The organism is Centipeda periodontii DSM 2778 (genome assembly GCF_000213975.1).
Lineage (GTDB): Bacteria > Bacillota > Negativicutes > Selenomonadales > Selenomonadaceae > Centipeda > Centipeda periodontii.
Map to the genome: position 1 here is coordinate 92,296 of NZ_GL892076.1, position 9,387 is coordinate 101,682.

General features: G+C 58.2%; 14 protein-coding genes. 12 read left to right on the forward strand and 2 right to left on the reverse strand.

Going from position 1 to position 9,387, the window contains the following annotated elements; genetic code table 11:
• Window positions 1–18 precede the first annotated feature (18 nt).
• Window positions 19–1,047 carry a rod shape-determining protein gene (gene mreB / locus HMPREF9081_RS00450; protein WP_006304901.1) on the reverse strand — a complete coding sequence of 343 codons (1,029 nt, stop codon included), beginning with the start codon at window positions 1,045–1,047 and terminating at the stop codon, window positions 19–21.
• Window positions 1,048–1,077: 30 nt separating this feature from the next.
• On the reverse strand, window positions 1,078–1,554 hold the full coding sequence (locus HMPREF9081_RS00455) for a hypothetical protein (RefSeq protein ID WP_040394146.1): 477 nt from the start codon (window positions 1,552–1,554) through the stop codon (window positions 1,078–1,080).
• Window positions 1,555–1,718: 164 nt separating this feature from the next.
• On the opposite strand from HMPREF9081_RS00455, the gene HMPREF9081_RS00460 reads away from it, so the two are divergent.
• The 12 genes from HMPREF9081_RS00460 to holA all read left to right on the forward strand — a co-directional run bounded on the left by HMPREF9081_RS00460 (window position 1,719) and on the right by holA (window position 9,243).
• Window positions 1,719–2,252, forward strand: coding sequence for a GNAT family N-acetyltransferase (locus HMPREF9081_RS00460; RefSeq protein ID WP_040394147.1), 534 nt, complete (start codon window positions 1,719–1,721; stop codon window positions 2,250–2,252).
• A gap of 12 nt (window positions 2,253–2,264) precedes the next feature.
• Window positions 2,265–2,687 carry a cytidine deaminase gene (locus HMPREF9081_RS00465; RefSeq protein WP_006304904.1) on the forward strand — a complete coding sequence of 141 codons (423 nt, stop codon included), beginning with the start codon at window positions 2,265–2,267 and terminating at the stop codon, window positions 2,685–2,687.
• Window positions 2,668–3,036, forward strand: coding sequence for a response regulator (locus HMPREF9081_RS00470; protein ID WP_006304905.1), 369 nt, complete (start codon window positions 2,668–2,670; stop codon window positions 3,034–3,036). Before HMPREF9081_RS00465 ends, HMPREF9081_RS00470 begins: the two co-directional genes overlap by 20 nt.
• Window positions 3,033–3,488 (forward strand): hypothetical protein, encoded by a 456-nt coding sequence (locus HMPREF9081_RS00475; RefSeq protein WP_006304906.1) that lies wholly within the window; start codon window positions 3,033–3,035, stop codon window positions 3,486–3,488. The genes HMPREF9081_RS00470 and HMPREF9081_RS00475 overlap by 4 nt, the downstream gene beginning before the upstream one ends.
• A gap of 22 nt (window positions 3,489–3,510) precedes the next feature.
• Window positions 3,511–4,599 carry a mechanosensitive ion channel family protein gene (locus HMPREF9081_RS00480; RefSeq protein ID WP_006304907.1) on the forward strand — a complete coding sequence of 363 codons (1,089 nt, stop codon included), beginning with the start codon at window positions 3,511–3,513 and terminating at the stop codon, window positions 4,597–4,599.
• A 278-nt stretch (window positions 4,600–4,877) separates the two neighbouring features.
• A complete protein-coding gene (gene nrdD / locus HMPREF9081_RS00485) occupies window positions 4,878–5,162 on the forward strand; it encodes an anaerobic ribonucleoside-triphosphate reductase (RefSeq protein WP_006304909.1) in 285 nt (94 codons plus the stop codon).
• Window positions 5,134–5,661 (forward strand): anaerobic ribonucleoside-triphosphate reductase activating protein, encoded by a 528-nt coding sequence (nrdG, locus tag HMPREF9081_RS00490; protein WP_040394148.1) that lies wholly within the window; start codon window positions 5,134–5,136, stop codon window positions 5,659–5,661. The genes nrdD and nrdG overlap by 29 nt, the downstream gene beginning before the upstream one ends.
• Window positions 5,662–5,789: 128 nt before the next feature.
• Window positions 5,790–6,083: a hypothetical protein gene (locus tag HMPREF9081_RS00495; RefSeq protein ID WP_040394149.1), complete on the forward strand. Its 294-nt coding sequence runs from the start codon at window positions 5,790–5,792 to the stop codon at window positions 6,081–6,083.
• A 303-nt stretch (window positions 6,084–6,386) separates the two neighbouring features.
• Window positions 6,387–6,875, forward strand: a complete 489-nt coding sequence (locus tag HMPREF9081_RS00500; RefSeq protein ID WP_006304912.1) for a GNAT family N-acetyltransferase — start codon at window positions 6,387–6,389, stop codon at window positions 6,873–6,875.
• Between the two features lie 33 nt (window positions 6,876–6,908).
• A complete protein-coding gene (locus HMPREF9081_RS00505; RefSeq protein ID WP_006304913.1) occupies window positions 6,909–7,577 on the forward strand; it encodes a hypothetical protein in 669 nt (222 codons plus the stop codon).
• Complete coding sequence (locus HMPREF9081_RS00510; RefSeq protein ID WP_006304914.1) at window positions 7,574–8,200, forward strand: MBL fold metallo-hydrolase; 627 nt, start codon at window positions 7,574–7,576, stop codon at window positions 8,198–8,200. The genes HMPREF9081_RS00505 and HMPREF9081_RS00510 overlap by 4 nt, the downstream gene beginning before the upstream one ends.
• On the forward strand, window positions 8,197–9,243 hold the full coding sequence (holA, locus tag HMPREF9081_RS00515; protein ID WP_006304915.1) for a DNA polymerase III subunit delta: 1,047 nt from the start codon (window positions 8,197–8,199) through the stop codon (window positions 9,241–9,243). The genes HMPREF9081_RS00510 and holA overlap by 4 nt, the downstream gene beginning before the upstream one ends.
• Window positions 9,244–9,387 lie beyond the last annotated feature (144 nt).

Genomic DNA, 9,387 nt, shown 5'->3' on the forward strand with positions numbered 1-9,387 from the left:
ATGCGTTTTTCCTGCCTGTTATTTTTTTCGTTCAAAACTCGTATTCGTTGCCTTGCCGTCAAATTTATCAAAGATGTCGAGCGCCTTGCCGCAGCCGAGCGCCACACATGTCATGGGCTCTTCCGCCACGAGGGTCGGTATTCCCGTCTCGCGCTGAATCAACTCCGCCATGCCATAGAGCAGCGCACCGCCGCCCGTCAGTACAATACCGCGATCCATGATATCCGCCGCAAGCTCCGGAGGGGTCTCCTCAAGCACCTTCTTCACACAGTCGACAATGCGCATGACCGAGCTGTCAATGGCGGAAGAGGCCTGTGCTGTAGAGATCGTAACATTTTTCGGCAGCCCGGTGAGGAGATCGCGGCCGCGGATGTCCATCTGCTCGCGCCGTGCCGATGTATATGCGGCACCGACACGCACCTTGATGTCCTCCGCCGTACGCTCACCGATCAGCAGGTTGAACTCACGCTTGACGTAGCCGATGAGATCCTCATCAAAGGAATCCCCTGCGACACGGATGCTCTCACTCGTCACGACGCCGCCGAGGCTGATGACGGCAACATCCGTCGTTCCGCCGCCGATATCGACGACCATCGATCCCTGTGCCTCCACGATATCGAGCCCCGCGCCCATCGCTGCCGCAAGCGGCTCCTCAATGAGCTGGATGTGACGTGCGCCCGCCTGCTCGGCGGCCTCCTGCACGGCACGCTGCTCCACCATCGTCACCCCCGACGGGATGCAGATCAGAATGCGCGGACGAAAGACAATGCTGCGCCCGACCACCTTCTCAATGAAGAAGCGCAACATGCTCTCCGTAATGTCATAGTCCGCGATAACGCCGTCGCGCAGCGGGCGGATCGCGACGATATTGCCGGGCGTGCGCCCGATCATCTGCCGCGCCTCCTCTCCGATCGCGAGCACCTGATTTGTGTCGCGGTTCACCGCGACTACCGAGGGTTCTTTGAGAACAACCCCCTTGCCCTTGACGTAGACGAGTACATTCGCCGTCCCAAGGTCAATTCCGATATCCATTGACATACCGAACATCTACGGCAAGCCTCCTAAACTCTGTTTCAATCAATCATCCGCAGTGCTCTTGTCTGCTTGCTGCGGTGCTACGGGGACAAGCGCCGTGTGGATCTCTTCGAGAGACGCTTCGAGCGCGGTCAGGTATTCCGCCCGCCGAGCATCATCGTCCCATTCGGACTGCTTTCCATAGAGGAGAATGCCGTCGAGATATCGCAGAACCATATCCTCGACATACGCTCTTGCGACCTCGTTCGCCGTCACATAGGCCTCCCTCGTCTGCAGTTCGAAGGCAATGCGGTCAATGTAATGCTCACCCTCGATGAGATACCCGAGCGCGCGTAGGCGCAATCCGATCTCTCGTACAGTCACGGCATCCTTCGTACTTGCAGAACGATCTGCTGCAATTTTTTCAAAAAGTGCCCACGCCTCGTTGCAGAGCTTGCCCACAGCGTCGAGTATCCGATCGCGCGCGCGCTTCTTCTTCCAAAGTACCTCACGCACCGACGGTTTTTTTTGCGCCTCCATACCCTTCCTCCCTTTTGATACACATTCCCTACTTTGTCCTTCCATTATAAGATGTTCGTCCCATATCGTCAATCTATAATTATATGTACCGCTACAGACATCTTGCAATTCTATATCCATTCAATGTAAAATATAAGGAAATGATTGGAGCAAGGGAGGACATTATGTCTGACATACTGAAAGAGGGACCGCGCCTCCGGCTGCGCCGCGCTGAGGCAGGGGATATCGACTATATCTGCGGCTTGCAGGAGGCAGCGGAAAACAGAGACTTCATCGTCCCGTTCTCACGCGCAGAGCACGAGACAATCGTCATGCAGGGGAAGGCGGCGATGGACATCATCGTCGAGGAGCACAGCGGAGAACGCGTCGGCTATCTCCACGTCACGGGACTGCTGCTCGACTCGAAGGAGCAGGAATGGACACACGTCATCATCGCGAAGAAGGGGCTCGGCTACGGACACGAGGCAATGCGGCTGCTCAAGGCGTGGGCGTTCGAGGACAGGGGCGCACACCGCGCCTGGCTCGACTGCAAAGACTACAACGCGCGTGCCCTGCATCTCTACGAGAGCGAGGGCATGGTGCGCGAGGCACTCATCCGCGAAACGATTCTGCATCGCGGCGTCTACGAGAATCTCGTTGTCCTCGGTATCCTTGATCGCGAATATCGCGCGCGCAAACGCGCAGGTCTTGAATTATAAGGAGGAAATGACATGAACGACAACGAACTCATCGAATGCGCGGCTGCGTTCCGCCGTCACGCCTACGCGCCCTACTCGGGCTTCGCCGTCGGTGCGGCGCTCCGCGCGCGGAGCGGGAAAGTCTATGGCGGCGTCAATGTCGAGAACGCATCCTATCCCGTCGGTATCTGTGCCGAGCGTGCGGCAATCGCCGCGGCAGTTACGGCAGGCGAACGGGAATTCGAGGCGCTCGCCGTCATCGCAGACAGCCCGGCCCCATGCGCACCCTGCGGCATGTGCCGCCAAGTGCTCGTGGAGTTTCCGATTGCGCGCATCATCCTTGCGAATACGGCGGGCGATGTGCGTGTTCTCACTCCCGCCGAACTCCTCCCGCACGCTTTTGGCGCGGCAGCACTGCCCACAAAGGAACGCGAACATGAAGATACTGATTGTTGACGACTCGCGCCTTGTTCGCATCAAACTCAAGGCGGAGCTCTTTGACCGCGGACACACGGTCATCGAAGCGCGCGACGGCGAGGAGGCGCTGCTGCTCATTGCGGACAAGTCGCCCGACGCGGTCTTCCTCGACATCATCCTCCCGAAGCTCGACGGCTGCTCGGTGCTGCGCCGCCTGCGTGCGGAGCATCCGAACCTCCCCGTCGTCATGCTTTCGACGGCGGCAAGCGCAGAAAACATTGCGTGCGCGAGCGAAAACGGCGCACTCATGTTCATCCAGAAGCCCTATGCCGATGACGAAATCACGGCGGCACTTACCAAGATGAGGCAGTACGTGGAGGGGCAATGAACGATTTTTTCAAAGCATACGCCGACACCTTTCTCACAGGACTCGCCGACTATGCGCATGTGACCGCTGCATTTGCCGCAGGGGAAGGCAATGCCGCCTATATCACGATATCGCAGCGCCTCGATGCGAACGGCGGCCCCCTCATCGTCGCCCTCTCCGCCTCCGTGGACGCGTTCTACGCACTTGCGAGCGGCTATAGCGGCGTCTCTCTCGACGGAATGGACGAGCTTGCCGTGGATGCGGTCGGCGAGCTCTTCAACGTCATCAACGGACATTTCTCCTCGCGTATGCGTGCGGATGGCAGTGCCGTATCCATCGTCGATCCGCCGCGTCACGATCACGGGGCGGCGAAACCTCTCGCACCCGAGCTCACCCTCCCGATTACAAGCCCCGTCGGCACAATGTGCCTCTTTGCTGCACGGGAGGAGTTTCTTACCGCCGAGGCACACTGATGTATTTTGAAAGGAGTATCCCTTGACCATATTCTCTCACACACTCAACTTCAACAACCTTGTCAACCTCCTCATCGTCCCCTGCAGCATCGTTCTTGCGGCACTCACGGCGGGCATCATCGCCGACCGACTCATCCGCCGCTACATCGGTCACCATGTCGCAGTAGAGGAAAGCACATGGAAATACGTCCTCGTCCGGTCCATGCAGGGCGTCCCCATCTTTTTCAGCTTCGTCATCGGACTCTACTGGGCGATCGATGCCGTCGAGATCTCCCCGACGCTCACCAAGCTGCTCTCGTATCTCCTCTTTACGAGCAACGTCTTCTCCATCACGCGCGTTCTTGCACGTACGGTGGACGGTGTCGTCACCATGTACTTTGAGCGCTCGGACCGGAATCTCCCGAAGACGACGCTCCTCAACAGCATCCTCATCGGTGTCATCTACGCCATGGGACTCCTCGTCATCCTCCAGTACTACGGCATCTCCATCGCGCCGATCCTGACGGCGGCGGGCGTCGGCGGTATGGCGGTCGCGCTCGCATTGCAGGAGACGCTTGCCAACATCTTTTCGGGGCTGCACCTCATCCTCTCCAAGCAGCTGCGCATCGGTGAGTACATCCGCCTCGGATCGGGGGAGGAGGGGCGCGTCACGGACATCACATGGCGCTTTACCACCATCATCCCGCTCGGCGCGAGCAATACCATCGTCATCCCGAACAAGACCATCGCGGGCGCGAACATCACGAATTTCAGCCGGCCCACGCTGAACATCAACGTCAGTGTTCCCGTCGGTGTCGCGTATGACAGCGACCTCGCTGCCGTCGAACGCATCACCATCGAGACGGCAAAGGAAGTGCTTGCGCGGGTCGACAACAATCCCGACGCGAACCCGCTCGTCCTCTACACAGACTTCGGTGACTCCTCCATCAACTTCAAGGTCATTCTGCCCTCAAGTATGTTCGACAATCAGGGCATCATCAAGCACGAGTTCATCAAGGCGCTCACCGACCGCTACCGCACCGAGGGCATTGACATCCCCTATCCCATCCGAACCGTCATACAGGAGAACGCAGATTCTGCGGAAAACGATCCACAGACCCCCGCTTCATAACCAATGTTATCCACAAAATCCACAGTTTATCCCTGGGGAAACTGTGGATAACTTTATGCCTGTCACCGAGCCCGCCATGCCTTTTCCCATCAATATTTTTGCTGAAAAACCTCCCGTTTTCCAAAAAATCCCTGTGGATAAGTTTGTGCACAAACAACTATATATAGATTTTCTATTGACGAGCACCCACTAGATGTTGTATAATCCTCACGAATCGGTGAACCATCGCCGAAGCGAAAAACGCGCCGGAAGGGCGCGTGTAAAAAGGAGAATGCAGCATGATCGTCAACGATATCAATGTCACAGTAAACGGCCTCTCGGACATCACTCCGCACGAGGTTGAGAACTACATCGCCTACATCGAGGGACAGACCCATGAGAAACTGGATCGCCTCTCCATCACGGGGACGGACGACGGTCGTGTCACCCTCGGCTATGAGATGCGCCAGCCGAAGTTCGAGCGCGTCCGCCGCATCACGGGCTACCTCGTCGGCACCACGGATCGCTGGAACAACGCCAAGCAGGCCGAGGAGCATGAGCGTGTCAAGCACGGACTCCACTGAGATCCACATCTCAGGGATCGCGCGGGACTCCATCGTGGATGGCGAGGGCATACGGCTGACCGTCTTTACACAGGGCTGCCCACGCCGTTGTCCCGGCTGTCATAATCCGGATACGCAGCCGCTCGTCGGCGGGCGCATGACGACGGTCGGCGCGGTGCTTGCGGAAATCGACGAGAATCCACTTCTCACAGGGCTCACCCTCAGCGGCGGTGAGCCTTTCTTACAGCCCGCCGCGCTGCTCCCGCTCGCACGCGGCGCACATGCACGCGGGCTCGATGTGTGGAGCTACACGGGCTACACGCTTGAGGAGCTGCGTGCACAGAAAAATTCTGCCGTGGATGCCCTGCTCGATGAGCTCGATGTGCTCGTTGACGGCGACTACCGCGAGGAAGAGCGTGACCTTACGCTCCACTTCCGCGGCTCGCGCAACCAGCGCGTCATCGATCTCGCCGCAACCCGTGCAACGGGTACTCTGACACTCTTATATACGGATGAATGATGAAATTCCCCACACGAGCAAAACAAATTTTTCCTCGTGTGGGGTCTTTTGTTAGAAAAAAGTTGGCAACTTATTAAAAAAATGGTATGATCCAAGCAGCAAGAAGCCATTGTTGGGAGGAATCGAATATGGCAGAAAAGACGTCACGGGCAAAAAAGGTGCAGGACACCAAGGAACTTGCACTGAACATCGATGCGACTGTCGAGATCGGTATGTTGGAGATGTCGAACACACAGGCAATACGCGTGTCCATCATCCGCTCACGCGGGCGTCGCTACACCGCCGTCACCCCCTTCTTCCGAAAGAGGGTGCAGGATCGGTGGAAGCCAAAGGCATCCGTCTGGATTCCCGTGGAGCACACAGGTGAAATCGCCGACTTCCTCGCGCGCGCGAATAACAAAATCCACGAAAACGATGAGTAATGCATGCCCCCGCGCATCGACAACAGATGTGCGGGGGCGATTTTATGCTTTTTTAGGAATCGCTGATAAAATAGACCCTCAGATTGACGTAGATTTTTTCGTCCGAACAAGGAGGCAAACCGGACGCAGAGTGGTGCTCTGTGGAGGATTTGCCTACGAAAAGTGGGCAAAAAAGATGCGCCAAGATGATGGCGCTGAATTTATCAGTGGTTCCTTAGTATAGCATTATTTCCCCACCGCCGCAAACACTTCTTTCAAAATATTGTATAATCGTGTAAAATAGAAACGTCAGGAGGGGTTGCAATGATACGACAAGCCACAGTGCAGGACATTCCCGAGATCCTGCGCATCTACGGGGCGGCGCGCGCCTTTATGCGCCGCTCGGGCAACATGACGCAGTGGAGCGGCGGCTATCCGTCGGAGGAGATCGTACGCGCGGATATCATGCACGGTGTGAGCTATGTGCTGGAAAATGATGCAGGGCATCTCCATGCCGTCTTTGCGCTCATCCCCGGCGACGATCCGACGTACGCGCACATCGAGGGCGCATGGCGTGACGACTCCCCCTATGCCACGATTCACCGCGCCGGCAGCGACGGGACGGAGCACGGTACATTCCGCACCATTCTCGCCTTCGCACGCACACAGCATGAGCACCTGCGCGCCGACACCCACGCAGACAACATCCCCATGCAGAGCTGTCTGCAAAAGAGCGGCTTTGCTTACTGCGGCATCATCTATCTCAAAATCGGCGACCCGCGCCGCGCCTACGAGTGGAGCAGCGGCAGCTGAGCCAAGACTGTGTATTTTTAGGAGAAAACAACTATGGCAACAATCTTTTATCCGAGCTGCAAGGTTCAGGCAGACTTTCCCACCGAGAGTGCGGCGGTGCGCCGCTACCTTGAGGAGAGGCACTTTGTGCAGACGGCAGGTTGCTGCCGCCCGCATCACCCGAAGCTGACGCCGAAGGATCACGCAATCGTCCTATGCAACAACTGCGCGAACATCGTCGAGGAAAGCTCCAAGGCGGGCGCGTTCACGTACGTCTGGGAGCTGATTGATCGGGATGCGGATTTCCCCTTCCCCGACTACGGCGGCGAGCGCATGACCGTGCAGGACTGCTGGGCGGCGGTGGAGCGACGCGGGATGCAGGAGGCGATCCGTTCCCTCCTGCACAAGATGAACGTGACAATCGTCGAGCAGGAGGAGAATTTCGACAAGACCCGCTTCCACGGGCACGCCCTGCTCGCGCCCTGCTTTCCCGGCAACGCAAAGCTCATCCCGCGCCGCTACGAAAACGGCAACTCCCCCATGTTCACCCCCATGACGGAGGAGGAACAGCACGCCTACTTTCAGAGGCACGCACAGAAGCTGCCGACAGAGAAGGCAGTCTGCTCGTGCAAATACTGCCGCGACGGCATCGACGCGTGCGGCAAGACAGGCGTCCACATCCTCCAGTTACTCTTTCCGACAAAAACAGGAGCATCCATATGATCGAATGCGTTACCGTCGGCGATATGATCCCGACGAATTCCTTTTTCTATATTGATGACGAGACGAAGCACGGCTTCCTCATCGATGCGGGTGCGGAGGGCGACCGCCTTGCCGCCCATGCAAAGGAGCGCGGTTGGACAATCGAGCGCCTTCTCCTCACACACTGTCATTTCGACCATATCGGCGGGGTCAATGACTTCCTCCGGCATATCTCCTGCCCCGTCTGTGCCGCCGAGGACAGCCCGCGCTACTACAGCGATCCAAGATGGAATCTCTCGCTTTGGGGCGGCGGTGCCGTGACGCTCTCAGATGTAAAGACATTTGCGGATCGCGCGGTCATCACGCTCGCGGCGAATCCCGCGATGACGCTCGAGGTGCGCTATACGCCGGGGCATACAACGGACTCCTGCATCTTTTACGCGGCACGCGATCGCGCCGCATTCGTCGGCGATACAATCTTCTGCGCGAGTGTCGGCCGCACGGACTTCCCGGGCGGCGATACGAGGGCGCTCTGGGACAGCATTGCACGCGAGGTCTTTACCCTGCCGCCCGATACCATCCTCTACTCGGGGCATACGGAGGAGACGACCGTGGGCGCGGAGATGGCGCGCTATCGCCGATGACCTACGCGGATTTTATGGCATCGCTCGCAAAGGGCGAGCCGCCGCAGGTCTTCCTGCTCGCAGGGGAGGAGAGCTACTACACGCGGCGCGCAGAGGACGCGATTCTGCGCCGCCTCCTTCCAAATCCCGAAAATCGTGCGGACGCGCTCATCCGCTATGAGGAGATGCCGTCCATTGACATCCTGATGGAATCGCTCGAAACTGCACCGTTTTTCACGGACAAGGTTGTCGTGCTCGTACGCGATGCAGCAATCTTTCGCGCAGGGAAAAAGACGGAGGAGGCAGAGGATGTTCCCGCACCGAAGGACACGGGCGCGGATCGCCTGATCCCGCTGCTCGCCGACCTCCCGCCGACAACCTACGCGATCTTTACGCTCGCGGCAAAGCCCGACAAGCGCAGGAAACTCTATCAAACGGTCGAGAAGTATGGGCGCGTGCTCGAGAGCGAGCCCGTGCGTGCGTGGAACGTGGAGGGCTGGCTGAACGGACGGCTGCGTGAGATGGGACGCTCGATGCACCCGAGGGCGCGCGCGTTCTTTCTGAATGTCGTGGGCATTATGCCGACGATCTCGCTCGAATTTTTGGATCGTCAGCTGGAAAAGCTGATCCTCTATACGGATAACGCACAATTTACCGAGGATGATCTGCGCGCGGCGTTCTCCGAGATGCCCGAGGTATCCGTCTTTGCGCTGATGGACGCCGTGAGTGCGCGCGATGTGCGGCGAGCGCTCGACCTCCTCGCGCGCTGCCGCGCGGACGGTGTGCACTTCACCGTGCTGCTCGCCCTCCTCGTGCGCCACGTCCATCAACTTTGGCAGGCGAAACGTCTGCTGATGAGCGGTACGCCGCCGAAGGGGCTCGGCAAGGTCATGGGGCTGCACCCCTTTATCGCGGAGAAACTCGGCGGGCACGCAAAGGCGTTCTCAGAGGCAACGCTTGAGCATGCCATCCTCGCCCTCGCCGATGCGGACTATCTTCTGAAAACGGGGCAGGCGGGCGATGAACTGCTTGAGGATGTTGTGATTCGGCTGTGCCGAAAATAATCTTGCAATGAAATAGGGAAGATGTTATATTATTAATGTAGTAGGCTACTACACTTGCTGCGACAGAGATGGTGTTTCTCTGGTCGACACACTTCCTTTCCGTGTTAGGGGTGGCAACGAAAGGAACATGAAAAGGGGCGTTGT